Source organism: Polyangium mundeleinium, assembly GCF_028369105.1.
Lineage (GTDB): Bacteria > Myxococcota_A > Polyangia > Polyangiales > Polyangiaceae > Polyangium > Polyangium mundeleinium.
Window position 1 is genome coordinate 2468032 of record NZ_JAQNDO010000001.1, and the last position, 22651, is coordinate 2490682.

Annotated in this window: 27 protein-coding genes; 21 read left to right on the forward strand and 6 right to left on the reverse strand. The window is 68.0% G+C overall.

Going from position 1 to position 22651, the window contains the following annotated elements:
- Window positions 1-33 precede the first annotated feature (33 nt).
- From POL67_RS09975 to POL67_RS09985, 3 genes are read left to right on the forward strand one after another with little or no spacing between them, the layout of a single operon-like run.
- On the forward strand, window positions 34-1428 hold the full coding sequence (locus POL67_RS09975; RefSeq protein ID WP_271917001.1) for a PAS domain-containing protein: 1395 nt from the start codon (window positions 34-36) through the stop codon (window positions 1426-1428).
- Between the two features lie 59 nt (window positions 1429-1487).
- Window positions 1488-1835: a hypothetical protein gene (locus tag POL67_RS09980; RefSeq protein WP_271917002.1), complete on the forward strand. Its 348-nt coding sequence runs from the start codon at window positions 1488-1490 to the stop codon at window positions 1833-1835.
- Window positions 1836-1850: 15 nt separating this feature from the next.
- Window positions 1851-2804: an NAD(P)-dependent alcohol dehydrogenase gene (locus POL67_RS09985; RefSeq protein WP_271917003.1), complete on the forward strand. Its 954-nt coding sequence runs from the start codon at window positions 1851-1853 to the stop codon at window positions 2802-2804.
- Window positions 2805-2811: 7 nt separating this feature from the next.
- Here POL67_RS09985 and POL67_RS09990 read toward each other — a convergent pair whose 3' ends face one another.
- Window positions 2812-3684, reverse strand: coding sequence for a hypothetical protein (locus tag POL67_RS09990; RefSeq protein WP_271917004.1), 873 nt, complete (start codon window positions 3682-3684; stop codon window positions 2812-2814).
- A 4-nt stretch (window positions 3685-3688) separates the two neighbouring features.
- Window positions 3689-4264: a hypothetical protein gene (locus tag POL67_RS09995; protein ID WP_271917005.1), complete on the reverse strand. Its 576-nt coding sequence runs from the start codon at window positions 4262-4264 to the stop codon at window positions 3689-3691.
- Window positions 4265-4405: 141 nt separating this feature from the next.
- On the opposite strand from POL67_RS09995, the gene POL67_RS10000 reads away from it, so the two are divergent.
- Window positions 4406-5224: a hypothetical protein gene (locus tag POL67_RS10000; protein ID WP_271917006.1), complete on the forward strand. Its 819-nt coding sequence runs from the start codon at window positions 4406-4408 to the stop codon at window positions 5222-5224.
- Here POL67_RS10000 and POL67_RS10005 read toward each other — a convergent pair.
- The 3 genes from POL67_RS10005 to POL67_RS10015 are packed head-to-tail and all read right to left on the reverse strand — an operon-like array spanning window position 5221 to window position 9130.
- On the reverse strand, window positions 5221-6864 hold the full coding sequence (locus POL67_RS10005; RefSeq protein WP_271917007.1) for a DUF255 domain-containing protein: 1644 nt from the start codon (window positions 6862-6864) through the stop codon (window positions 5221-5223). The genes POL67_RS10000 and POL67_RS10005 overlap by 4 nt on opposite strands.
- Before the next feature lie 47 nt (window positions 6865-6911).
- Window positions 6912-7286: a cupin domain-containing protein gene (locus tag POL67_RS10010; RefSeq protein WP_271917008.1), complete on the reverse strand. Its 375-nt coding sequence runs from the start codon at window positions 7284-7286 to the stop codon at window positions 6912-6914.
- Between the two features lie 50 nt (window positions 7287-7336).
- Window positions 7337-9130 (reverse strand): hypothetical protein, encoded by a 1794-nt coding sequence (locus POL67_RS10015; protein ID WP_271917009.1) that lies wholly within the window; start codon window positions 9128-9130, stop codon window positions 7337-7339.
- A gap of 98 nt (window positions 9131-9228) precedes the next feature.
- Here POL67_RS10015 and POL67_RS10020 point away from each other — a divergent pair, with 98 nt between their 5' ends.
- The 14 genes from POL67_RS10020 (at window position 9229) to POL67_RS10085 (ending at window position 19501) form a co-directional block, all read left to right on the forward strand.
- A complete protein-coding gene (locus POL67_RS10020) occupies window positions 9229-9615 on the forward strand; it encodes a DUF423 domain-containing protein (RefSeq protein WP_271917010.1) in 387 nt (128 codons plus the stop codon).
- A gap of 54 nt (window positions 9616-9669) precedes the next feature.
- A complete protein-coding gene (locus tag POL67_RS10025) occupies window positions 9670-10719 on the forward strand; it encodes an MYXO-CTERM sorting domain-containing protein (RefSeq protein WP_271917011.1) in 1050 nt (349 codons plus the stop codon).
- Between the two features lie 86 nt (window positions 10720-10805).
- On the forward strand, window positions 10806-11186 hold the full coding sequence (locus POL67_RS10030) for a hypothetical protein (protein ID WP_271917012.1): 381 nt from the start codon (window positions 10806-10808) through the stop codon (window positions 11184-11186).
- 195 nt (window positions 11187-11381) lie between these two features.
- Window positions 11382-12014, forward strand: a complete 633-nt coding sequence (locus POL67_RS10035) for a hypothetical protein (protein ID WP_271917013.1) — start codon at window positions 11382-11384, stop codon at window positions 12012-12014.
- Window positions 12011-13330 (forward strand): radical SAM protein, encoded by a 1320-nt coding sequence (locus POL67_RS10040; RefSeq protein WP_271917014.1) that lies wholly within the window; start codon window positions 12011-12013, stop codon window positions 13328-13330. Before POL67_RS10035 ends, POL67_RS10040 begins: the two co-directional genes overlap by 4 nt.
- Window positions 13327-14376, forward strand: coding sequence for a formylglycine-generating enzyme family protein (locus POL67_RS10045; protein ID WP_271917015.1), 1050 nt, complete (start codon window positions 13327-13329; stop codon window positions 14374-14376). The genes POL67_RS10040 and POL67_RS10045 overlap by 4 nt, the downstream gene beginning before the upstream one ends.
- Window positions 14377-14487: 111 nt before the next feature.
- Complete coding sequence (locus POL67_RS10050; RefSeq protein WP_271917016.1) at window positions 14488-14826, forward strand: helix-turn-helix domain-containing protein; 339 nt, start codon at window positions 14488-14490, stop codon at window positions 14824-14826.
- A 73-nt stretch (window positions 14827-14899) separates the two neighbouring features.
- Window positions 14900-15718 (forward strand): SIR2 family NAD-dependent protein deacylase, encoded by an 819-nt coding sequence (locus POL67_RS10055; protein WP_271917017.1) that lies wholly within the window; start codon window positions 14900-14902, stop codon window positions 15716-15718.
- Between the two features lie 214 nt (window positions 15719-15932).
- Window positions 15933-16748, forward strand: a complete 816-nt coding sequence (locus POL67_RS10060; RefSeq protein WP_271917018.1) for a hypothetical protein — start codon at window positions 15933-15935, stop codon at window positions 16746-16748.
- 61 nt (window positions 16749-16809) lie between these two features.
- Window positions 16810-17442, forward strand: coding sequence for a hypothetical protein (locus POL67_RS10065; protein WP_271917019.1), 633 nt, complete (start codon window positions 16810-16812; stop codon window positions 17440-17442).
- A complete protein-coding gene (locus POL67_RS10070) occupies window positions 17442-18020 on the forward strand; it encodes a hypothetical protein (protein WP_271917020.1) in 579 nt (192 codons plus the stop codon). Before POL67_RS10065 ends, POL67_RS10070 begins: the two co-directional genes overlap by 1 nt.
- Before the next feature lie 92 nt (window positions 18021-18112).
- Window positions 18113-18607 carry a hypothetical protein gene (locus POL67_RS10075; protein ID WP_271917021.1) on the forward strand — a complete coding sequence of 165 codons (495 nt, stop codon included), beginning with the start codon at window positions 18113-18115 and terminating at the stop codon, window positions 18605-18607.
- Window positions 18608-18882: 275 nt separating this feature from the next.
- Complete coding sequence (locus POL67_RS10080) at window positions 18883-19092, forward strand: hypothetical protein (RefSeq protein WP_271917022.1); 210 nt, start codon at window positions 18883-18885, stop codon at window positions 19090-19092.
- Window positions 19093-19273: 181 nt separating this feature from the next.
- Window positions 19274-19501, forward strand: a complete 228-nt coding sequence (locus POL67_RS10085) for a hypothetical protein (protein ID WP_271917023.1) — start codon at window positions 19274-19276, stop codon at window positions 19499-19501.
- A gap of 15 nt (window positions 19502-19516) precedes the next feature.
- On the opposite strand, the gene POL67_RS10090 is transcribed toward POL67_RS10085, so the two are convergent.
- Window positions 19517-20365, reverse strand: a complete 849-nt coding sequence (locus POL67_RS10090) for a phytanoyl-CoA dioxygenase family protein (protein ID WP_271917024.1) — start codon at window positions 20363-20365, stop codon at window positions 19517-19519.
- 124 nt (window positions 20366-20489) lie between these two features.
- On the opposite strand from POL67_RS10090, the gene POL67_RS10095 reads away from it, so the two are divergent.
- The 3 genes from POL67_RS10095 to POL67_RS10105 all read left to right on the forward strand — a co-directional run bounded on the left by POL67_RS10095 (window position 20490) and on the right by POL67_RS10105 (window position 22645).
- Window positions 20490-20819, forward strand: a complete 330-nt coding sequence (locus POL67_RS10095) for a hypothetical protein (RefSeq protein WP_271917025.1) — start codon at window positions 20490-20492, stop codon at window positions 20817-20819.
- Window positions 20820-20946: 127 nt separating this feature from the next.
- Window positions 20947-21069: a hypothetical protein gene (locus POL67_RS10100; RefSeq protein ID WP_271917026.1), complete on the forward strand. Its 123-nt coding sequence runs from the start codon at window positions 20947-20949 to the stop codon at window positions 21067-21069.
- A 76-nt stretch (window positions 21070-21145) separates the two neighbouring features.
- The gene (locus tag POL67_RS10105; protein ID WP_271917027.1) at window positions 21146-22645 is read left to right on the forward strand and encodes a M14 family metallopeptidase; all 1500 of its coding nucleotides are present in this window, start codon (window positions 21146-21148) and stop codon (window positions 22643-22645) included.
- The last annotated feature ends 6 nt before the right edge of the window (window positions 22646-22651 follow it).

Below are 22651 nucleotides of genomic sequence, written 5' to 3' on the forward strand. Positions count from 1 at the left end.
ACTTTTCGTGTGGGACCGAGGGGGGAGGACAGCGTGTCGTTGATTGCCTATGAACAGGAGTGCGCGGAGTTGCGCGCGCGGGTCGCCGAGCTCGAAGCACGTTTGGCCCTACCGGCGCCGGCCGAGACGAATGGATACCACCACGAGGAGAGCCCTTCCGACCAGGACGGCGAGACGCGGCTCCTGCGCGCGGCGATTCAAAGCTTGGCGGACGGCGTGGTGATCTGCGACCGCGATGGGCGCCTCCTTCATTTCAATGCCGTAGCGACCGCGATCTTCGGGGAGCGGGCGAGCGAGGCTGTCCCGGAGGAGTGGTCCGTGCGATACGGCCTCTTTCATGGGGATGGCGTGACCCCCTTCCCGTCGCACGAAATGCCGCTCGTTCGCGCTTTGCAGGGCGAGAATGCCGACGCCGTCGAGCTCTTCGTGCGGAGCGAGCGGCTGCCGGCGGGCAGGTACGTCGAATGCTCGGCGCGCGCGATCCGCGACGCGGACGGGGAGATCTGCGGCGCCGTCGCCGTCTGCCGCGACCTCGGGGAGCGAAGGCGCTACGAGGCCGAGCGCGAGCAAAGGCTGCGCGCCGAGGAGGCGCGGCTCACCGCCGAGAAGGAGAGGCTTCGCATGGCGCGGATCCTCCAGAGCCTCCTCGATCACCTCGACGTCGTCGTATGGGCGACCGACGAGAAAGGGGAATTCACGTTCCACGACGGCCTGGGCTGCGCGTCGGCCGGGTTCGAACGGGGCACGCTCCTCGGAAAAAGTGTCTTCGACATTTCACCGGGCGATCGCCTCGTGCAGCGCGCCCTTCTGGGCAACGCGGCGCGCGATCGCTCGCACATGAATGGTGCCGTCTTTGATAACTGGGTCATTCCATTCGGCGAGGACGACCAAAAGGGCTCGGGTGTCCTCGGCTTGAGCCTGAACGTCACCGAGGCGCACCAGGCCAAGGTGGAGCTCGAAGCGAAGCTCGCCCTCATTCAGCGGCAGCAGGAGGTCATCTTCAACCTGGAGACCCCGATCATCCAGGTATGGGACCACGTCCTCACGCTGCCGATGGTGGGCGTCGTCGACAGCAAGCGCGCCGCGCGGGTCACGGACGACCTCCTCGCCGAGGTCTCGCGCACGCAGGCGCGCTTCGCCATTCTCGATCTGACGGGCGTCGATGTCGTCGACACGGCCACGGCCGGCCATATGCTGAATATCATCACCGCCGTTCGTCTCCTCGGCGCGGAAGGAATCATCACGGGGATTCGCCCGAACGTCGCGCAGACCATGGTCTCCCTCGGCCTCGACATCTCGCGCGTGCGCACGCTGGCGACCTTGCGCGACGGCCTCGCCTTCGCGATTCGAAAGCTCACCGAGGACGGCAGCGCCGCGCGCCGAGCCGCCGCGTTGCCCCGCCCGACTCGCAGCGTCGAGTCGGGGTGACGTGCACTGTCGAAACCCTATTTGCTCGCATAGGTCGGGTGGATGTGGTACGCGAGGTCATGGACTCCTCGCACCAGAAGGATCCCGACATCGCCGCGCTCGAGCAAGCGGCGGCGAAGGAACGCCGGAAGAAGCTCCTCATTGCTGGCGGCGTGATCTTGTGCGTCCCGCTCTACTGGGCCATGGGGTTTTCGAGCGTGCGTGGTTCCCTCGCGGAGGAGGGCTATACCGACCTCCACGTCTCGCCGTCGGGGCTCTTCGACTGGACGTTCGAGGGGAAAAAAGGCGCCTCGACCTGCAAGGGCAGCGTGACCCGCATGCCGTTCTCCTCCTCGAAAAACACCTTCTGTTCTTCGGTCGACGCATCGGGGCGCGCGAGTGGCTCCCTCGACACGAGCTCGAACTGACCACGGAGGCGCGTGATGATTGTCGCAACCTCCCGTTCGTCCCGTGAACCCCTGCGCCTCGTCGAGCTGCCTTCGCGCCCGCTCCGCGCGGACGAGCTGCGCGTCCGCGTCCGCTCCATCGGCGTCAACCCCGTCGACTGGAAAATGCGCGAGGGCGGCCCGCTCGGCACGGCGCAGCGAATCATCGGCCCGTCCGGCCCGCTCGTCGTTGGCATTGATTTCGCCGGCGAGGTCGTCGAGGTCGGGAGCGGCGTCGAGACACCAAAGGTCGGCGACCGTGTCGTCGGCGGCACCGATTTTTCACGCAACCAGCGCGGTAGTTATGCCGACGAGGTCATCGTGCGCGCCGATCAATGCGCCGAGCTGCCCGCGTCGGTCTCCTTCGACGAAGCCGCGAGCCTCCCCGTCGCCGGCGTGACGGCCTGGCGCTGGCTCCAGGAGGCCGGTATCCCGTCGCGGCCCGGCGCGCGGGTGCTCGTGCTCGGTGGTTCGGGTGGCGTGGGCCTTTTTGCGTTGCAGCTCGCCCGCTCGTATGGCGCGACCGTGGCCGCCGTGTGCTCGGCGCGGAACGTGCCGCTCGTCACGCGGCTCGGCGCCACAGCCATTGATTACAATGCAGGCGACCCGCTCGAAGCCGCTGCCCGCCTCGGCCCCTTTGATCTCGTGCTCAATGCCATCGGCTCCGTGGTGTACCCGTCGTCCGCGTGCCAAAAGCTCTTGAACGCGACGGGGTTGCTCGGCCTCGTGGTCATCCGGCCCGCCGATTATCCTTCGCTCTTGTTCTCGCGCCGGACGAAGACGCTCCTCGGCAAACCCACGCGCGAGAGCCTCACGCCGCTCGTCGCGGCGCTCGCGAAGGGCGAGATCGAGGCCATCATCGAGGCGAAATTCCCGCTCGCGGAGGCCGAGGAGGCGCATGTCCGATCGCGAGCCGGCAAGGTCGTCGGCAAGCTCCTGCTCGTCCCCTGAATCGATTTCAGGTTTCCGGTTCGTCCTGCGTCAACAATGCGCAGAGATGTGCGACATGCCAGGCGTATTCCTCGCTGCGGGCCTGTTCGGCCCGAGCGCGGGCCGCCGCGGGATCGGGCGAAGGGGTTCGCGGCGTCCACAGGGATCGAAGCCACGACGTGAAGCCGGCCGAGGTATCAACGGGAATCGACGTTGCCGCGTCTTCGGCCGCGCGGGTCGCGGCGAGGCGCGACACGTCCACCGCCGCGCGGCTCGCCGCTGCCTTCCGTCGCTGAGACAGCCGGGCCGCGATGGCCCCCGAATCCATTTCGGATTTCGCGGCCCAGGCGCCCGGTCCCCGGGCCGCGGCCGCTTGCATGGCGGCATCGAGCTCGACGTCGGTCCAGCTCTCCTCGACCTTCCATTCGTGCTCCGCGTCGGCCTCGGCCTCGGCCATTTCGGCGGCCGCCTCCGCGACGAGCGCCGCTGCCTCGGCCGCGGCCGCCGGCGCGCGGGCCTCCCACGCCTCGACGTCCCGGCGCGCCTCTGCGCCGACGCGCGCGAGGACCCGCGCCGGGGACAGATTGCGCTCCAACATGGCGTCCGCCATGGCGATACTGCCGAAGGGCCCGCCGGGGGAAGGTTTGTCCTCGTTCCGCGTCGGCTTCCAGGGCCATTGTCCCTCGATCCATTGCCGCGTCTGCCGGACTGCCTCCACGCTCGAAGCCTCCGGCTCGCGCCGCGCTTCCCGCTCCTTCTCCAGGGCTCGGTCGGCACAATCGCAGGCGAAACGCAGGAGCACGGAGGCAGGAATGCTCCCCGAGCCGATCGCCTGCGTGAGGCGCTCGTCCGCCGTGATCGAGCCGTCGGCGAGCAGATCGAGGATGGCTTTGGGGTTCAAGGGATCAGTTACATTGATCCTGCGGCAGTGGATTGACAGCGCTGCCCGGGTCGAACGGATACCACACGACGGCGACCGTGTTCACGCGGCCTTGGCCGCACATGAGGGTCACGTCGAGGAACAGATCCTTCTCGTAATGCTTGCAGGTCGTGTAACCGCCGACGGAATCCGTGAAATCGAGCGCGTCAGCGGCCTCCTCGCAGGTTTTTCCCCAGATGGACAGCGGCCCGTCTGCGTACCGTTTCACCCAGTCCGCAGCGCCCAGATGGATGTCGATCATCAATCCTCCCGAGGGCATGACCGACACCGTGGGCCCGTCCTTGTACCGGATCTTGTCCTTCGTCCGTTCCCCCTTGCCCCAGGCCGCCTCGATGTCGTCGAGCGTGGCCCCCGCGCGCACGCCTGCAATGGACAGAAAATCCCGGAACCCGAAGACCTTCGGCTTGGTCGCGGGGGGCGGCGGCGGCGGTGAGGGGTCGGCCGTTGGTTTTTCCTGCGCAGCCGTCGCGGCCGCAGGCGGCGGCACGGAAGCGACCGGCGGAGACGGCGGCGCGCTCGCGCAGCCCAAGGCGGCGAACATCAACACGACGGATACGGATAGGATCGAGGGTTTCACGCGTCCTCCTGCCACGGAGCGGCGACGCAGTGTTCCACGAGCCCGCTCGTCCTTGCAAGACCCACGGAGGTCGCTGCCTCGGGTGGATCGTGATAGGCATGGGGGATGAAATCGTGTCGCAGGGACGTCCCTTCTCCGGTCGAGATCGTCTTTTCGATCCTGGAGCGCCGTGACACGGGCGGAAGGTGGGGCGGGAAGCGCAAGACGAGCGCCGATGTCCGGCAGGCGTTTCGCGAAGAGGTCGAGGAATGGGAGCGCATCGTTCTGCGGCCCGACGGGTCGATCGTGCAGACGCACCGGATGAGCCCCAAGCCGCTCGGCTCGATGCTCTCGCTCGTCTCGTTTGATCCGATCCAAGAGACCATCGGAACCTATCGAATCCTCGATCCCGACGAGGCCCGGCGCACGTGGCAGGCCGCCACGTGGTTTGACGTCGAATCTCCGTGCCCCTGGGTCGGCGACGTGCTCGGGTATTGCGGCGTCACGCTCGCCCCTTCCGCGCAGGCCACGCGAGATGCGCCCCCGAGCATCGACCGCGACTTCTTCCTGATCCCGTTCGTACACGCCGCCCGGGGGATCCTCGCGCGACCCGACGGCGCATGGCGCCACCTCGTGGTCGAGCATCACCATGCCGTGGAGAACGTCGCCAACAAGTATGGTTTTTCCGACGGAGACCTCTTCTTCACGCGCGACTATGGCCCATATCTGCAAGCGATCCTCGACGATGCGAACGCAAAGATTCGCGCGGCCGGCGCCGAAGGCGAGGTGTATTTCTGCGGCACGAGCCACAACCCTGTCCGGCTGGGGGACGCGCTGAAGAAGGACGGGGAACCCGTCGAGGTATGGGACGTCTTCAGGGACGACGAGGAGATCTCGTTCTGGGGATACGACTGGGAAGCCCTGAAAGACCCGCGATTCCTTTAGCGCGCGCCCGGCCACGGAAAGACCCCCACCTCGTCGAGCGCAAGCAAGAACTCCCCGATCATCCGGCCCTGCTCCGCCACGCCGCGGGGGCTCGCGATGGCCACGAGCGTCCTCTTCGCGCGCGTGGCAAACGCTTGATCTCCCGTGATCCGACCGAGCCCCGCGAGGAACCGCGCGGCGAGCGTGTTGCTTGCGAACGGACGCTCGCGCCGCGCGAACACCCCCACGGCGGAAGGATCGTTCGTGTGCGCGAAATACGCCCCTGTCGCGGTGTCGAGAAACGTCTTCTCCATGGCATCCGCGATCCGCAGCGCAGCGTCGCGGTACGCCGCGTTTTGCGTGACCTCGAAGAGCCGCACGAACGCCCGGCCGAACCCGGCGGCGTCCGCGAGGTAATGCACGGGTGAACGCGCCTTTGCGTCATGCTCGACCGCGCCGTCGGTCCCCACGTGGCTCGCCGTCACGAGGGCGGCGGCCCGCTCCGCCCGTGCAAGCGCGTCCTTGTCGCCCGACGCCTCGAACAGCATGCACATCGCCGCGATGGCGAGTCCATTCTCGTAGGCGTATACGTGATCATCGACGCGCGGAATCCCGAGCTTGCGCCGCCCGGCGTCGTCGAGGCGATAATACACGTCCCCGTCGATGAACGGTTTTCCCTCCTCGTGTGCGCCCACGTCCGCGTCCTGGCTCACGAGGAAAGCGCCCTCGGCGTTCGACAGGAAGGTCGACAGGTACCGCGCGATCCCGCGGGCGTCCTCCAGCAGATCCTTGCGGCCGGTGGCCTTGTGCGCGGCGGCGTAGGCTTCGAGGTTCGCCGCCTGGTACGGCATCAGCTTTTCGTAATGGGGTTCGGTCCACGTCGAGCCCGCGGAATACTGGTAGATGCCGCCCCATACCGGGTCGAGGATCGCGCGCTGCTTTTCCAGGGTGAACACGGCGCGCCGGCGCGCGAGTTCGTCCCCGTGCGCCGCGCGCCGGAGCTCGAAGAGCACGTTCGCCCCGAGCGGGGATTTTTGAAAATTCCCCCAGCTCCCCTCTTCCCGGTCGAAATAACGATCCATGTCGATCGATACGCGCGCCGCGATCCACGGCAAAGCCTCGGGCGCGGGCACGGTCCGCGTCGGGTCCTGCGCTTTGTCGCCGCCCTCCGCGTTTGTTGTGGCAATCGCTTCGAGGATGGGCAAGAGCTCGTCTGCAGGCAGGTATCCGCGGTATTTGCCGATCTCCTCGGCGTCGGGCGAGAGCAGGATCGTCGCTGGCCAGCCCCAGTCGACATACCGTTCGCCGATGTCCGGGCGCTCGTCGATGTCGACCCGAATGGCGACGAACTTCTCGTTCAGGAGACGGCCCACGCGTTCGTCGTGGTACGTTGTCTCGTCCATCACGTGGCACCAGTGGCACCACGAGGCCGCGCCATCGAGGAGAATGAATTTCCTCTCGGCGCGGGCGCGCGCGAAGGTCTCCGGCGAAAACGAATGCCAGGTGAAGAGCTGCTTTTGTTCCTTCGCCCGCGCGAGCGCGAGGTTCACCGCGTCCGGTGTCCCCGCTCGCACGAGCCCGCGCGGGGACACCTGGGACGCCTGGGGCGTCGCGCCACAGCCGAGGGCGAGCACGAGGGCGGGAAGCAGAAAACGTCGCATCTCGCCCCACGTACGCGCGGCCCCGCGTGGCGGATCCCCCGGGGCCCTCACGGATCGCCCGTGGGCTGAATGGCCGTCGTCTCGACCATGAGCATGACGGTCCTCCCCGGGGCCCGCGGTCGATGCATCACGCCCTTCGTGATCGTCACGCCCTGCTGCGGCCCGAGCTCGATCGTCTGATCTTCCAGATCGATGAGGAGCTTGCCTTCGAGGACGAAAAAAAACTCGTCATCGTCGTCGTGCTTGTGCCAGTGGAAATCGCCCTCGATCACCCCGAGCCGCACCACGCTGCCATTGACCTGCGTTAGCGTCCGGTTTTGCCACGTCTCGGTGCATGCGGCGACGACGGCGGGAACGTCGATGCGCTCGAGGTGCTGGAACTTCACATCGAGGTTGATGTTGTACTTGGCTCGATCGGTCATACGAGGGTCTTCTCCTGGGGCGGGATGTTACGTCCGTTCGCCGGGCACCGCTAGAGGTTCAGCATGTAGAGCGCGAGGGCCGCAGTGCGGTCCGTTTTGCGTTCTTCGAGGGACGCCGTGACCTCCGGCGCGAGCCCGACGAGCTTTCCGTACTCGCCGAGCGCGCGGATGCGGGCCCTTGATACCTCGCCGAAGTAGATGTGAGAGATCTTTTTCTGGTCCGCCGGGTCGAGCGGCTGCAGGTACCCGCGCAGAATCGCGCGCGCCGTATCCATCGACGCGCCCGGCGCGCCGGAGGCGTGGAACGTGATCACACGCTCGAACGAGGGCTGGAAGTACGTCCACGCCTCCGCCGTCGCAGCATCGAGCGGGATGGGCGCGAGGGCCTTTTCTTCGAGCCAGGCGCGCACCCCGGCGTGCCGTTCGATCCATTCCGGGTGAGCGAGCAGCTCGCCCGCCGCGGCTGTCCACACGGGCTGCTCTTCGGCAGGGTAAGCGATGCCCGCGCCATGTTCGTCGTGGCTCCGATCCCGCGGGCCGACTTGCTCGGGCTTCGCCATGAGGAGCTTTTCGAGAAGCTTCACCCGTCGCGCCTCGTCCACGCCGTCGAGGCCGAGCGCGACCCGCATGCGGCAAACGGTCTCGGTATCGAGGCGAATACGCTCCCCCTCGAAGATGGGCGCGATGAACGCGTCGAAGCGCTGCGACGCCTCGGCCGCCGGCAGCCAATGGCCGAGCTCGCGGAGGACGTAGCACCGCGGCGCGTTGAAGCGCAGCGTTTCGAGCTCCTTGTCGAGCTCGCGCACGCGGGCGAGCGCGGCGGCCTCCGGGACCTTGCCGCGCGCGGGCTCGACGTAACGCAACTCCAGCTTGGTATTGAATTGGTTTCGTCGCGGCGGTGGCAGCTCCGCCACGCTCGTCGTTTTCTGGGGGGTGTCGAGATCAAAAAGCGCCGCGCGAGCAACCTCCGCGAGATCCCGCGCCGCGCCCGGAACGCCTCGCGTCAGCGGCACCTCGCCTTTCGCCGCGAGGATCTCGTTCACGAGCGCGCGCGCCTCCTGTTCCAGGCCAAACCGCACGCCGAAGGCGCCCAGATCGTTTAGCTGCAGGATCACGAGCTCCAGCGAGGCCGCGTCCGCCGGGCCTTCGAGCCTCCGCTTCACTTCGGGGAGCAGGCCACGGAGGATCGCCGGCCCCTCTTCGCCCTCCGCGCGTGTGGGATGTCCCCATAACATCTGCGAATAGACGGCGGAGGCCGCGCCGTGCAAGAGGAGCTGCTCGCGCGCGTCCTTGCTCGTGCGCACCCGATCGAGCAGGAGCCGCCGGCCCTCCGGGTCGTTGTCGACGATCCAATAGGTGGGAATGCTCGCGAGCGCGAGATACCGAACGTAAGATTTCGGGGGGCGTGGCCCGGGTTCGTCCGGGCCGAGCTCATACGCGGTGATGCTTGCTTCGTCCCGCTTGGCGAGCGCCATGAGGATCTTCGCGTCGTGCACGGTGCGGATGCGCGCGACGAGCGACCGCGAAAAGACGAGGGGTTTTTCGTCGAATGCCGCTGCGCTCTCCGCTTCGAGCTCCCTGTTGCAGGGGGGCGCGAGGAGGAGGTCGCTGACGTCGGGGAAAAGCGAGGGGATCGTCTCGAGGATGTGGGCCCGCACGAGCAGCGGGGCGTGCGCGGCTCGGTCCCACTCGCGCCGCATCAGGGCGAACATCTCGTCGGGGACGGGACGGCCGACCTGGGGGACCGAGCCGCTGAGGCACGGTGGAGCGCTCTGCCACTGCGTGGGCGCGCAGGCGGAGAGCGCGAGAGCGAGCGCGAACGGGACGGCGGCGCGGCGCTTCATCGGTGGGGGCAACATACCGCGACAGACCGGCTCCGTCCCAGGTACTTTCGTCGCTCCCGGCTCGTGCACGATCGCGACACGCGCGTCACGCTCTGCGCATGGAACGTTTCTCCCTCCTGCTCGCCGGCGTGGTCGGCTTCCTCGGGGTCGCGCTCGGCGCGTTCGGGGCGCACGGGCTCAAGAAATGGGTCACGCAGTTCCCGGACGCCGAGCAGCGCCTCACCTGGTGGCAAACCGGATCCCAATATCACCTCCTCCACGCCCTCGCGATAGGCCTCACGGCCTTGCACCCCACGCCAACGAAGGAAGGCAGCGCCCTCGCGCCCTGGTTCTTCCTCGGCGGTATCTTTCTTTTTTCAGGCAGCCTTTACGTCATGACGTTGACCGGCCGTCGTGTGCTCGGCGCCGTCACGCCCCTCGGCGGCCTCCTGCTGCTCGCCGGCTGGCTCGCCATTGCGTTGAACGCGCTTTTTGCGACGGCATGACTCATGCTAGATGCGGGATCACCGGGCGCGCATGGGCGCCCCGAAGGAGCTAGAATGATCTTCGCTTTGACCTCCACGTCTCGTCGCTCGTCTCCCGCTGCCCGCCGGCGTGCCACTCTGCGCCATGGGCGCTCCCCGCTCGCCAGGGAGAAAGCGCGCCTCGTCGCCCATTTCCGCGCGGTCCTCGCCGAGCTCCGCGCGCACGACACGAGCCACCTGTCCCCCGACCAACGCGCGGCGCGCGCGGGCCTGATCGCCGAGCTCCAGCGGTACGCCCGCACCGGGCGTTTCCCGCGGAACCTCGATTTCCCCGGGATCCGCATGCCCTATTTCGTGGACGCCTTCGGGACGCGTTGCGCGATGGCGCACCTCATCGAGGCGACCGGCGAGACCGATCTCGTCGCGCGCGTGGCAAAGGCGGCGAACAATGCGTTCGTTCGCGAGATCGAGGGGGACGCCGCGCTTCGCGCCTGGCTCGATCGGGCGGGGCTCACGGCGGCCGAGGCGGCACGGATCCAGCCGTCGTATTGCTTCGTCAGCAAGGCCGACGCCTGCTTCTGCCAGAACAATGGTGTTGATGTCGTCGCTGTGGCCGAGGCGACCGTGACGGCGATCCAAGCGGGGGGCATGGCCACCGCGAAGGTCGACGTCCTTCATGGTGCTGTCCTCACCTCCCCGATGGTGGGCGACACGATCGACGTCTACAACGCAGGTTCCACGGTCGGTGCTCCGGTGCTCGTCGGAATCACCGAAAACAACTCCTCGGTCGGGGCGGTGCAACTCGACGCGACGGGATCCGTCAAGCTCTCCTGCGGGCTCGACGTGCCCAAGATCTCGAAGCAGGACGCGATCAACGCAATGCTCGCGACGACCAGCGGCGGCGAGAATTCCGCATGCTCGGACTATCTCGAGAAGAAGGACGCCGTCTGGGGCGAGTCGCAGTGCGGATCGGAAGAGAGCGGTGACGAGGTTGATGGCGGCTGTTCGGTCACGGCCGCAGGCGGCGCGTCCCCGCTGCTCCTCGGCTCGCTCGTGCTCGCCGCGGCGACGTTCGCGCGGCGGAGGCGCGTGGCCCGGAAGCGGAAGGCGTCCGCGATTCGCTAGCACACGCGCGGCCGCGTGAAGGAGCCTCCGGGGCGTCCGGTCTGGACAGGCCCCGGGAGCTTCTGTATATCCGTTTCGAGGAACGGATGAAGCGGCACGCACCCACGAGCGCCGCCGGAGAAGGCAAGGCGCGGAAACTCGTGAAGGTCGGTCCGAACGGGAAAGCCCGCGTCGCGCCGATGCCCGAGCGGGCCCCCGTGGGGATGGTGCGGCCTCGCGCGCCTGCCGAGCGCCATTCTCTCCCCACGCTCGCCTCCCGGCGGAGCGGGGCGGTCCGCGGCGTCGGCGCTTGTTATAGCTGCGCGGCGCTCGGGGAGGTTCGTCTGTACGAAGCGGTCGACGTGGGCAAGGTGCTGCTCTGCGGCCCTTGCGCGGACAAGGCGCGCGCCGAGACGTTCGGCCGCGCCGAGCCGCTCGACCACGCCATCATGGTCGGCGGGTTCGAGACGAACCGAAGGCGGCACTGATCACGCCGCCCGGGGCCTGGAGGATATCCATCGCCTCCCGGAGCATGCCCTGGGGGACGTAATGGCCCCCGTCGAATTCGTGGTACGTCACGGTGTATCCCGCGGATTCGAGGGCGGGGACGAGCCGCGCCAGACGGAAGGGGAGCCGTGCGAATCCCTGTCGTGCAGCGAACGGGTGCGTGATACCGTCCGCGAATGGCGAAGAAGCGGGAGGTTCAGGTCAACGCGGTGTCTCGTTACGAGAAGTCGTCGGGCCGCCTCGTGCTCGAAGAATACTCGAGCTGCGAGGTGCCGGCGGGGTGTGGCGGCGCGATCCTGCGATGGATCGACCCGCACGAGGCGCTGCCGCTCCACCTGTGGCTCTGGACGACGGGGCAAGCCGACCTCTTCTTCGACGGCGCGCCTTTCACGTCGAGCCGCGTCGATGCGCGCGCCGGCAGCCACGTGCTCGCGCTCTACGTGCGCCCCAAGGAAGATCTCCCGCCGCAACTCGCGCTCTCGTTCGGGTACTCCGACGACGCCAAGGGGGCCACCGATCCCGCGCGATCGCGGTCGATAGGCCGCAAGATCCAGGCTCTTTCGGGCGCGGGCGCCGTGATGGTCGGATCGACGAAGCAGCCCAGAGGGGATGGCTGGCGCCTGCCTGGCTTCGACGACGGCCGCTGGCAGCCCCTCGTCCGCATGAGCGCCGCGACGAAAGAGCCCAAGAAAGACTGGCACCTCAAGCAGGTGCAAGAGACGGGCGCGTGCATCGTCGGTTTGCCTGGACATACAGGCCCGCTGTGGGTGCGTTGCTCCTTCGAGCTCGCGCTGGGAGGTGCCCCGTGAGCCCGCGGCCGCCCCTCGTGCTCGTGCCGCAGTTCTTCGGCTCGACCGTCTTCGATCGGCGAACCTCCCGGTATTTCCCATTCGATCACGAAGCGACCGACGTCCTCCTCCGCGCCCGCTCGACGTCGATCGGCGCGATGATCGACGCCGCCCCACCCGAGCGCCGGGATGCGCTCGGCGCGTTCGCCGCGGCCTTTTATCACAAGGATTTCTTCACCCACGATTTGCGGTTCGACGGCGAGGCCCTCGACGTCGTGCCGCCGGCCGATCACCTCACGGGGCCGCTCGCCGTGCACCTCGAGGTCGTCGCCGCGTGCAACCTCACGTGCTCGCATTGTTTTGCGGGCGAGCTCCCGCGCCGCGAGCCCCCGCTCACGCTCGCCGAGCTCGATACGCTGTTCGCCACCCTCGCACGGATGGGATCGTTCCGCCTCGGCCTCACCGGCGGAGAACCGCTGCTCCGCAAGGATCTCTTCGACATCCTCGATCTCGCGACGAGCCACGGCCTGCACCCGTGCCTCACGACGAACGCGCTCATGCTCACCGAGGAGACCGCGAAGAAGCTCGGCGAACGGTCGCTCGTCTGGCTCAACGTCAGCCTCGACGGGGCGACGGCCGCGACGAACGACGCGGTGCGTGGCGCGGGGACGTTCGATCGGGTGCTGGAGAAGCTCGTGATGCTTCGGGCGCACGCGCGATTCTCGCTCGCGTTCACGGTGATGCGTCACAACGCCGACGAGGCACGCGCGTTCGCCGAGCTCGCCGCGCGGACGGGCGCGTTCACGGCCGTGTTCCGGCCGCTTTATCCCGTGGGTTCGGCCGAGGCGCGGGAGGAGCTCTGGCCGTCGTTCGGCGATTACGAGCGCGCGCTCGACGCGATCTGGACCCTCGGCGGAGACGAAGCGGGCCGCCCCGCCGCCGTGCGCGCGATCGATCCGTTCTCTTCGAAGAGCCGCCGTGATTCGCAGGCGGTCGTCCAAGACAACTGGGGGTGCGGCGCGGGCAATACGGTCTGCTCCATTTCCGTCGGCGGCGACGTGAACCCGTGCAGCTTCCTCGGGCCCACGTTCGTCGCCGACAACGTCCGCCGCGCCCCGTTCGATCACATCTGGAGCGAGGGCGAAAGGTTTCGCAGGATCCGCGGCCTGCCCGGCGACGGCACCGGCACGGCCACGTTCGGCGGCGGCTGCCGCGCGCGTTCGCTCGTCATGGCCGGCGACGTCAATGCCCCCGATCCCTGGCTCGCCGAGCACGAGAAAGTCCCGGCGCGCCGCAATCCGCTCACTGTGCTTCGCGCCCAGCGGAGGCTCGCATGAAGCCCCTCGACACGGAATGGCTCCTCTCGGCCGATCACGTCTTGCCCTCGGCCGCGGAGCTCTTGCACCTCGCCGCGAAGCTCGCCGCGAACGGCGAGCTTGAAAAGGCCGCGACCGCCTGCGACGCTGCATTCCGCGTCGCCCCGGACGATTCCGACGTTGCCTCTGCGCGCGCGCTCCTCCTCGATCGGCTGCGCATCGAGGAGCACGGCCTCGTCTTTCGGTACGTGCCCGCGGGGCCTTTTCTCATGGGCGCGGAGGACGGCGACCCCGACGAGCGCCCCGTGCACGCGGTCGAGCTCGAACCCTTCTGGATCACGGAGGTTCCGATCTCGTGGTCCGCGTATCACGCCCTCCTCGGCTGGTCCCCGCCGCCCTACGGCATGCCGCAGCACAAGCCGATCCGAGATCCGAAGACGGGCAAGTACGACGACGAGCTGTTCTTTCTCCACAACGATCACAAGATCCGGCGGAAGTATTGCGCGAGCGAGACCCTCCTCGAGCACGAGGTCCCGCCGAGCGACGCGACGCGCCCCTGGACGTACGACCAGAAGCCGATGGTCGCGGTCTCGTGGGCGCAGGCGAACGCGCTTGGAAAGGCGCTCTCGAACGATCGGGTGACCTACCGTTTGCCCACCGAGGCCGAATGGGAGAAGGCTGCGCGGGGCGGGCTCGTCGGTCGTCGTTATCCGTGGGGGGACGATCCGCCCACGCCCGAGCTTTGTGACTTCGATCGATTCGAGGCGTTCTCGATCCGTCCGCCGCAGGACTTCCCGCCGAACGGCTACGGTCTCCACGGGATGAGCGGCGGCGTCCGGGAATGGACCGCCGACGGATACGACGCCGCGTCTTACGCCGAGAGCCCGCGTGCGCGCCCCACGGGCCCCGCGACGGTGAAGCAGCGGGTGCTCCGCGGGGGCTCGTGGGCCGATTGCGCGTGGGCGGTGCGTGTCTCCTTCCGCATGGGGCACGCGCCCGACAGGGCGAGTGATCCGACGATTGGGTTTCGCCTGTGCCGGACGGCCCGCGGAACGACACGTCGCTGACCTTCGCGGGCGCGGGCCGGGGTGGTGCAGCACATGCGCCGCGCGTGGTCCCCACTACCCGCCGCCAAACTTTCGTTTGTCGCCGGAGGGATGTTGTGGCATCGTAACGTCATGCCCAGACGAACCATACCTTCTCCCGCCGCAGCCAAGGTCGGCGCGCGCATCCGCGTGCTGCGCCTCGAACGGGGTCTGTCCCTCCAGCACGTTGCCGATGTCGGTCAACTGTCGAAGGGTCACCTCTCCAGCATCGAGCACGGGCTCGCGGCGATCACGGTCGAGACGCTCGTGCGCATCGCGCAAGGGCTGGACGTATTGGCGATGGATCTGCTCACGTTCCCGGAGGACGAGGAGCGGGGTCGCATCGCCGACATCATTCGCACCAAGATCGGAAAGAAAGAGCTGCCGAAGCTCCGGCGGGAGCTCTCGGCGCGCGGCGCGGGCAAGGCCTGAAGCCGCCCCGGGGGGGGCCGCTTCGTCCTCCTCGACGCTCATCGCGTCGGCCTTCCGTGCTAACCTCCTCCGCATGCAGGACGCTCTCGACGCGCTCACGGACGACGTACGGTCCACGCAGCCCGAACAGATTTTGATCGTCACCGGCGCCGGCGTCAGCCACGCCAGCGGAATCCCCACGTTCCGCGGGAACGATCCCGACGCCATCTGGAAGCGCGACGTCACCGAGCTCGGCACCCGCGCGTTTTTCTGCGAGAACCCCGCGGGCTCGTGGCAATGGTATCTCTCGCGATTCGAGAAGGTCTCCGGCGCGAAGCCGAACCCGGGGCATCACGCCATCGCGGCGCTCGAGCGATTCCAGACGGAGAGGGGCGGCGACTTCCTCCTCGTCACGCAGAACGTCGACACCCTGCACGAGCAGGCCGGGTCGAAGCGCATGGTCAAGGTCCACGGGACGAGCGATCGGTATCGGTGTTCCCGGAGCGGCTGCGAGCTCGGCGCGCTCGAGGGATCGATCGCCGCGTCCGAGGTCGACCTCACGGCGTTCCGGGCAAACCCCGTGGAGGCGAACGTGCCGCGTTGCCCTTCGTGTGGCTCGTTTCTGCGGATGCACGTCCTCTGGTTCGACGAGGTGTATGCCGGGCACGACGACTACCAGTGGAGTCGGGTGCTCGACGCTGCGAAGGTGCAGGCGCGGCTCGTGATCTTCGCGGGCACGTCCTTTTCGGTCGGCGTGACCGAGCTCGTGACGCAATCCGCGCGTGCGCGGCGCGTGCCCGTCTTCAACATCGACCCCACGCCGCGCATCCACCAGCCGGGTATCATGTCCATCGCCGCCGGCGCGGAGGTGGCGCTCGTCGAGGTGTGCAAGCGGCTCGGCGTGGCCGTGTAGCCGGGGCGTTGAGATGGCGGCGGGGGAAAGGAAATCCTTGCGCGTGGACGGGCTGTTGCTCGCTCTCGAGTCCCATGCGGGGAGGTGGGAGCTTTCGACGGACGACGCGAAGAAGGATCCCCTATGCACGCTGGCCTGGATCGTAAATTTCGCCGCCGGGGGAGGGTGGCCCGGGCTGGAGGAGGCGATTGAGCATCGGAGGAAGCCGCCTTTCGTGCAAGAGCTCGGCGCCGCTCCCGTGGCTCCCGAGGAGGTCACGTACGTCGAGCGGCTCGATTGGCGCATCCTCACCGGCAAGACGTTCGATGCAAACGATGCATGGGGGGTCGCCTCCACGTTTCTCGGCCCCGGGATGATCCTGCCGGGCACGACCCTTCTTCGCCTCATTCGAGCGCTGCGCGAGCTGAACGGAGAGCTCCCCAAGACGGCCGAGCCGGCGCGCGAGCCTCCTGTGGAGTCGCCCTTCGAAACCCTCGACCTCGACGAGGTCGTCGAGCTCGAAAGGAGCGCCGTGGAGCTCGACGACGTCGCGCGAAAGGTGGGGAAGACAGGCGCAGAGGAGGGGTGCGAGTCGGCAGGCCGGTCACAGTTGTTCGTCTCCCTGGACGTGTACGGCTTTCTCGGCACCGACGGGTACGCGGAAAAGCACGCGTGGCTCGAAGCCCATGGGCTCGGGACCTTGCTCGGTTATCACGACGCTGCGGAGGCGCTCCGTCGTTATTTGCGGGATCCCGAGCGCAAGCACTTCCTCCCGGAGGCGGCCGAGGACGAGGAGGTCGTCGGCGCCTGGGTATCCGTCGACTGGTTTCGCCTCGGTGTCCCCACGCCGCCGGGCATGAGCCCCGTGTCGTGGCTCGCGCGTTGCGAGCGTTTTTTGCGTGACTACGACCCCGAGTCGTTCGAGAGCCCGTTCTCGCTCTCCATGAAGATCGGGAGTGAGACCTACGAGGTCGAATGGAGGAGGGACCACCACCAAAAGCCCTCGGTCGTTCGCGTCTTCGTGGAGAAGTGGCCTGGAGAACGAGCCTGACCACGGGGTCGGGTCGAACCTTCTTGCCTCCGCGCGGCGAAGCTCGTAGATGGGCGCCACCTTGGGTGCGCTCCGCGGTAGCCTCACGTTCTCGCGCTTCTACGTCACTGGTGACATCCCCGACGATGTTCCCGGAACGACGCTGAAGCGCATCCGTGCCAACGCTTTCCAGCCCCTCTCGCCCGACGACGAGAAAAACGAGGGCGCGGGCTGGGCCAGCATCGAGGATCCCTTCGTCACGGACCTCGATCACGAAAAGGTCTTCTACAACGAGTACGTTTGTCTGGGCTTGCGCCTCGATCGGTGGGTCATCCCCGGCCCGCTGCTCAAGGCCCACCTGCGCGACGCCGAGCAGGCGCTCCTGGCGAAGAGGGGCCTCGAGCGCCTCGGCAGGCAGGCGAAGGCCGAGTTGAAGACGATGGTCGTGCGCAAGCTGCGGCGCCAGCTCGTGCCCTCGCTCAAGAGTTACGACGTCGTGTGGAATTTGCGGACGAACGTGCTCCACCTGTACAGCCAATCCGAGCGCATCGCGGCCCTGCTCGACGACCTCTTCAAGCGCACGTTCAAGGTCGACCTCGTGCCCGAGAGCCCGGGCACGGCCGCCGATCGCCTCGGCCTCGACGCCAAGGAGGCGCGGGCCATGGCCGGGCTCGAACCGACGATCCTTGCCCGATTGGAAGAGGAGGCGCGCTGATGGAGCTCCTGGATCTCATCGAAGGGCGCCGCTTCATGGGGCGTGAATTCGTGGTCTGGCTCTGGTTCGAGAGCGAGATGCAGGAGACGAACCTGCACCCGACGGGCGCCGATCCGGTCTCGATGTGGCTGGAGGCGCAGATCACGCTCGTCCTGGAGAAAGAAGAGAGCCGGCTCAAGGGCGCGATTCCGGCCTCGTCGCCGGAGGCGAAAGAGGCGCTCCGGCAGGGCAAGCTCCCGAAGGAGGCGAAGATGCGCCTCGTGCACGGGGAGCGCGAGTATGCCTGGACGCTCAAGGCCGATTCGCTGGCGCTCTCGGGCCTCAAGTTGCCCACGCAGCTCAAGAAGAACGACGAGAAACACGAGGTCTTTTACGAGCGCATGATGCTGCTCGAAGACCTCGAGACCTCGCTCTCGGCGCTCTACGCGGACTTCGTGCGCCTGCGCCTCGCGGATCCGTGGGACGACGAGATCGTCCCGCTCATGAAGAACTGGGCGCACGGCGAGAAGGCGGACGCGGGCGCGTACCTCGCCACGAAACGCGCGGTGCTCGGCGAGAAGCGGAAACGCAAGCGGTAACCAGCCCGGTTTCCTGCTCCTTGACAGGGAATGGCACGGACCGTTAGGACTCAAACGAGTCGTTACGGTTCTTGCCTTTTCTGGAGGAGATCATGAATCATCGTGGCTGGAGGGGTCGGTGGATTTCGCTCGTGCTGGCGGGCGTGGCTGCCGTGGTCGCGGCGTCCGGATGCTCGGATGACCCGTCGTCGTCGAATACGGGCGGCGCCGGTGGGACCGGCGCGGGCGGGAATGGCGGCGCCGGTGGCGGTGGTGCAGGCGGCGGCGGGATGGGCGGCACCGGCGGGATGGGCAGCGGCGGCGGGGGCGGGGGCCTCGCGGAGCGCACGTCGGCGCGCATGTTCCTGTCCGGGCACAGCCTCACGGACAATCCATTGCCGGACCACGTCCTGACCATCGCGCAGAGCCTCGGCAAGGACTTCAATTTCAACGAGCAGATCGGCATCGGATCGCCCATCCGCGTGAGGACCAAAGGCGGGAGCTTCGACGCGCCGGGCTGGCCCGGATACAGCACCGGGAAGAACCGCGAAGGCAGCGACATGAAGAGGATACGTTCGGGTTCCTGCGCCATTTCCACGACCGATTGATCGACGGCAACCCGGCCGGGCACACGCTGTGTTACCATAGCTGGCTCGACGTCGACAAGAATGCCCCGACGACGTGGATCAACCACGAGAAGAACGCGCTCTACGCGTTAGTGGAAATAGAGCTTGGGGGGGGGGGGGGGGGGGGGGGGGGGGAAGGGGGGGGGGGGGTGGGGGGGAAAAGGGGAATGCGTGGCGACGAAGGTGAACCTCTCGCTCGCGGCCGAGGCGGGGGGGAGGGTCGAGGTGCTCCCCGCGGGCGCGCGCTCGTTGATCTCGTGGAGCGGATCCTGAACGACGAAGTGCAAGGCATCACGGGCACGACGCCGCAGAAGCTCGACAGGATCTTCAGCGACAACGTGCACATGACGCCGCTCGGCTCGTATTACCTGGCGCTCGTCACGTACGCGTCGATCTTCCGGGCCTCGCCGGTCGGCGCGGCCGTCCCTGCAGGGATCAACTTGACATCGGGACGACATGCCTGGTAAGGGGCGCCGCCCTCGGTTCCACCGGGTCTGATCATTCCCCTTCGAGAGGATTCATGCGCCTGCGAAACTCCCTGGTTCTCGTGCTCGCTCTCACCACGACCGGCTACGGTTGCAGCAAGTCCGATGGGGCTGCCGATTCGACGAAATCGGGAGGCGACTCTGCGAAGAGTTCGGTGATGCCGTGAAGAAATGGGACCTCGCCGAGATGGGCGACCGCTCCGGTGGCAGGCTCTCGCCGAGCGGCGTCGTGTACAACCACCGTTTCCTCGCGGGGGACGCCGGCGTGCTCGCGATCGAGCGATCGCGATCGCAGGGGACTGCGCGGCTCGTGGGGACGACGCTCGTCGCCGTGAAGGCGGACGACGATGCCACGAAGAAGGAGCTGTACGACATCCTCGGCGGGAGCTGAGGACGCCCGCTCCGTTCAGGAAAACCCACGCAAAGGCAGGTCCGGCCGCTGGAGCCAGTTGTCCGCGGCGTAATACGCGTCCGCCTCGACGACGTGCACCGTATACGCGTGCCGTGACCGCGCCGAGCGGTTCTCCTCGCTTCGATGCGGCAAGAGCCCGTGCAGCACGACCAGCGTGCCTGCCGGGACTTCGAGGGGAAAGGCGCCGTCCTCGACGAGGGGGACCGGATCCAGCACCTCGAACCGCGTGCTGCCGCGCTCGTCCCGCAAAAAACGTTTCTTGAGCCCCTGCCGGTGCCCGCCGGGCACCACCCACAAGCATCCATTCTCGATCGTCGCGTCCTCCAGCGCGAACCACAGGCCGGTGACGGTCATGGGCTCGGTGTAGAGGAACGTCGCGTCCTGGTGGCAAACCACCTCGCCGCCGATGTGCGGCTGCTTGAAGATGTACATCGATTGCACCAGGACCGGGCGCGAGAGCCCGAGCTCGGCCGTCAGCGCGGCGAGGGCGGGTGTGCGCGAGAATCGATCGAAGACCGGATCGAGATCGTGCATCGCATGGGCGATCTTGTTGAGCGCGCGCTCCTTGGGCACGCGCAGGCGGCCGTCCGGGCCGAGCGCGCCCTCCTCGAAGAAAAAACGGACCTTGTCGCCCGATGCGAGGAAATAGTCGTCGGAGGTGCGCGTCTGCTCGTGGGTGCTGAAGATCGAGCGGTGCGCCTCCGGGTCGAAGGCGTCGACGAGCTCCTCGACACGGCGCTTCAGCGCGAGGCACGCTTCGGCCGAGACGAATCCGGGCAAGACGAGGAACCCGTCGCGCTCGAAGGTGTCGCGGCGTTCGGACGGGGCGATGGGCCGGGGCATGGCTCGATTCTCGTAGCCCTCCCGGACCCGGCTGTCCACGGCTCCGCGGGGAAGCCCGTGCGTGGCCGAGCCGTCGCGCGCGGCGGGTGTTGCGCCGCGGCGAAGCTCGCCTTACGCTCCGCCCATGCATCCGCACCCCTGGCGAATCGTGCGCGCGCTCCGCGTGCTTTTCGCCTGCCTCATGCTGATGCTACCGGCGGCTCCCGCGCGCTCGGCGCCGGTCGTTCCGGACACGGTGGTGCTCATCGCGTACGCGGGGGCAGCTCCGTACGCCGCGGCGGCGCGCGGGGTCGCGTCGCAAAACGCCGAGGCGCCGCAGGCTGCGGTCGAGGTCGAGGCCCGGCCCGCGCAGGTGGCCTCGTTCGTCCAGGCGACGGCGGCGCTCCCGGCGGATCCGGGCGCCACGCGCGTCCCCGCGGATCGCTGGCTCCTTCACTGCGCTCTCCTTTGCTGAATTCGACGGCCCTTCCCGCGGCCTTCGATTCCACAGCAAGGAGAAAGCGATGTCGCCTTTGGTGCAAAGCCCTCGGAGAAGGGCCTGGCGGCGCTTCGTCCGTCGCCTGCTTTATTCGTTTCGCTCGATGGGCCGGATTGCCCTCGTGCTCGGCTCGGCCATGTTCCCCGGGATGCCGCCTCCGCCTCCGCCTCCACCTCCGCCGATCGAGGAGCAGGCGTCTGGCGGGAAGAAGATGTCCGAGCTTTAGATCGCGCTGCGGCATGCTGCGGCATAACGATGGGCGCCCGTCCACGCGGCCGTCGTTCTGTGCTACCTCACGCCGCATGCTGCTCACCCGTGCCGAGTCCACCTCCTTCCGCGAGACCTCCCTCCACGCCGACGTGATGCGTTTCGTGCGCGCGCTCGAAGCACGGAACGACCCGCGCCTCCACGTCACGACCTTCGGCACCTCGCCCGGCGGCCGCGATTTGCCGCTCCTGATCCTCTCGAAGGACCACGTCCGTACGCCCGAGGAGGCCCGGCGCAGCGAGCGCCCCGTCGTGCTCATGCTCGACGGCATTCACCCCGGCGAGGTCGAGGGCAAAGAGGCGAGCCTCGCGCTCGTCCGTGACCTGCTCGACGGCCGCCATCCCGATTGGCTCGACACGATCACGCTGCTCGTCGCCCCGCTCTTCAACCCGGACGGCAACGACGCGCTCGACCCCGCCAATCGACGGCTCGATCTGAAAAAGCTCGCCGGCCAGGTCGGTCCCGTGGTCGGGACGCGCACGCAGAGCCAGGGCATCAACCTGAACCGCGATTACATGCGCCAGGCTGCGCCCGAGATGCGGGCCTTGCAGGACAACGTCTGCCTTCCGTGGGCGCCCGACCTCACGATCGACAACCACGCGACGAATGGCTCGGTGCACCGCTTCCACATGACCGTCGACGTGCCGCACACCGTCGCGTCCGGGCGGCGCGAGCCGATCGATTTCATGCGCGAGCGCCTCGTGCCGGAGGTCATCGCCGCTGTGCGCGCCCGCGGGTTCGAAAGCGGATGGTATGGCAATTTCGTGGAGGACGAGCGCGTGCTCGACGCGGGCGGCGAGGTCGACGCGGGGACGGCCGTGGACCTCGGCTGGATGACGTACCCACACCACCCGCGCTTCGGCTCGAACTACCGCGGCCTCACGAACCGGCTCGATTTGCTCCTCGAGTGTTATAGCTACCTGCCGTTCGAGGAGCGTGTCCGCACCGCGACCGCGTGGCAGATCGAGACGCTCTCCTGGGCCGCGAAGCACGCGGACGACATTCGCCAGGTCGTCGCGTCGAGCGCCGCGCCGCCGGATCGGGTCGCCGTGCGCTATCGCCTCGATCGCATGGAAACACCGGTCGAGGTCCTCACGCGCTCGCCCCGCACCTTGGACGGCGCGCCCGTCGCGGTGCAAATCCCCTATTTGGGGCGTTTCGAGGGCACCGTGTTCGTCGATCGGCCCCGCGCCTACCTCGTCCCGCCCGCGGTGGCCGAGCACCTGCGCCGCCACGGATTGCGCGTCGCGGCGGCCGAGGGCGCGTACGACGTCGAGGTCGCGCGCGTGACCTCGCTCGGCACGGAGGGAGGGCGCGGGATTCTGGAAGCGGCGGCCGTCGGCGAGGTCGCCGTGGAATGGAAGAGGGATCGCCGGAGCGCGCCCGCGGGATGGTCGCGCGTCGATACGAACCAGCCGCTCGGCGCGATTGCGGTGTACCTCTGCGAGCCCGAGAGCGACGACGGCGCGGTCGAAAACGGGCTCTTGCCGGTGCCCGCCGTCGGCGACGAGCACCCGGTGTTTCGCGTCCGCTGAAGGCTT

Excerpts from the sequence above, each read along its gene's own strand:
- POL67_RS09980 (WP_271917002.1), top strand. The coding sequence starts at position 1,488 with ATGGACTCCTCGCACCAGAAGGATCCCGACATCGCCGCGCTCGAGCAA.
- POL67_RS09985 (WP_271917003.1), top strand. The coding sequence starts at position 1,851 with ATGATTGTCGCAACCTCCCGTTCGTCCCGTGAACCCCTGCGCCTCGTC.
- POL67_RS09995 (WP_271917005.1), bottom strand. The coding sequence starts at position 4,264 with ATGTTCGCCGCCTTGGGCTGCGCGAGCGCGCCGCCGTCTCCGCCGGTC.
- POL67_RS10000 (WP_271917006.1), top strand. The coding sequence starts at position 4,406 with ATGAAATCGTGTCGCAGGGACGTCCCTTCTCCGGTCGAGATCGTCTTT.
- POL67_RS10005 (WP_271917007.1), bottom strand. The coding sequence starts at position 6,864 with ATGCGACGTTTTCTGCTTCCCGCCCTCGTGCTCGCCCTCGGCTGTGGC.
- POL67_RS10010 (WP_271917008.1), bottom strand. The coding sequence starts at position 7,286 with ATGACCGATCGAGCCAAGTACAACATCAACCTCGATGTGAAGTTCCAG.
- POL67_RS10015 (WP_271917009.1), bottom strand. The coding sequence starts at position 9,130 with ATGAAGCGCCGCGCCGCCGTCCCGTTCGCGCTCGCTCTCGCGCTCTCC.
- POL67_RS10020 (WP_271917010.1), top strand. The coding sequence starts at position 9,229 with ATGGAACGTTTCTCCCTCCTGCTCGCCGGCGTGGTCGGCTTCCTCGGG.
- POL67_RS10025 (WP_271917011.1), top strand. The coding sequence starts at position 9,670 with ATGATCTTCGCTTTGACCTCCACGTCTCGTCGCTCGTCTCCCGCTGCC.
- POL67_RS10030 (WP_271917012.1), top strand. The coding sequence starts at position 10,806 with ATGAAGCGGCACGCACCCACGAGCGCCGCCGGAGAAGGCAAGGCGCGG.
- POL67_RS10035 (WP_271917013.1), top strand. The coding sequence starts at position 11,382 with ATGGCGAAGAAGCGGGAGGTTCAGGTCAACGCGGTGTCTCGTTACGAG.
- POL67_RS10045 (WP_271917015.1), top strand. The coding sequence starts at position 13,327 with ATGAAGCCCCTCGACACGGAATGGCTCCTCTCGGCCGATCACGTCTTG.
- POL67_RS10050 (WP_271917016.1), top strand. The coding sequence starts at position 14,488 with ATGCCCAGACGAACCATACCTTCTCCCGCCGCAGCCAAGGTCGGCGCG.
- POL67_RS10055 (WP_271917017.1), top strand. The coding sequence starts at position 14,900 with ATGCAGGACGCTCTCGACGCGCTCACGGACGACGTACGGTCCACGCAG.
- POL67_RS10070 (WP_271917020.1), top strand. The coding sequence starts at position 17,442 with ATGGAGCTCCTGGATCTCATCGAAGGGCGCCGCTTCATGGGGCGTGAA.
- POL67_RS10075 (WP_271917021.1), top strand. The coding sequence starts at position 18,113 with ATGAATCATCGTGGCTGGAGGGGTCGGTGGATTTCGCTCGTGCTGGCG.
- POL67_RS10090 (WP_271917024.1), bottom strand. The coding sequence starts at position 20,365 with ATGCCCCGGCCCATCGCCCCGTCCGAACGCCGCGACACCTTCGAGCGC.
- POL67_RS10095 (WP_271917025.1), top strand. The coding sequence starts at position 20,490 with ATGCATCCGCACCCCTGGCGAATCGTGCGCGCGCTCCGCGTGCTTTTC.
- POL67_RS10100 (WP_271917026.1), top strand. The coding sequence starts at position 20,947 with ATGGGCCGGATTGCCCTCGTGCTCGGCTCGGCCATGTTCCCCGGGATG.
- POL67_RS10105 (WP_271917027.1), top strand. The coding sequence starts at position 21,146 with ATGCTGCTCACCCGTGCCGAGTCCACCTCCTTCCGCGAGACCTCCCTC.